Annotated in this window: 1 protein-coding gene; it reads right to left on the bottom strand. The window is 64.4% G+C overall.

The window, feature by feature from the left end; genetic code table 11:
- Positions 1–12: 12 nt before the first annotated feature.
- Entirely contained in the window at positions 13–408 is a 396-nt protein-coding gene (gene gcvH / locus CWM66_RS28620) for a glycine cleavage system protein GcvH (protein ID WP_107147761.1), read from the bottom strand.
- Positions 409–433: the final 25 nt, after the last annotated feature.

Raw genomic sequence — 433 nt, 5'->3', positions numbered from 1 at the left:
TATCGTGAAGAATCAGTGAGCGTCGTCGTCCAGCAGTTCGGCGTAGTCGTCCGGGGAGAGCAGTTCGTTGAGCTGTTCCGGCTCGCTGACCTCGACCACGAAGATCCAGCCGTCGCCGTAAGCGTCCTCGTTGATGGTCTCCGGCTTGTCGGACAGCGCCGAGTTGACCTCGACGACCGTGCCGCTGACCGGGCTGTAGACGTCCGACGCCGCCTTGACCGACTCGACCACCGCCGCACCGTTGCCGGCCTCGACGGTATCGCCGACGTTCGGCAGCTCGACGTAGACCAGGTCGCCCAGCAGGCCCTGCGCATGGTCGGAGATGCCGACGGTGACGCGGCCATTGCCTTCGACGCGGGCCCACTCGTGGGACTTGAGGAACTTGAGGTCGCCTGGGATCTCGCTCATGGGAAAGCTCCGAAAAAAACGGGGT

The organism is Kosakonia sp. H7A, from assembly GCF_003028445.1.
Lineage (GTDB): Bacteria > Pseudomonadota > Gammaproteobacteria > Enterobacterales > Enterobacteriaceae > Kosakonia > Kosakonia radicincitans.
The sequence above is the reverse complement of the archived record's forward strand: the minus strand, read 5'-3'. Positions and strand labels throughout refer to the sequence as shown.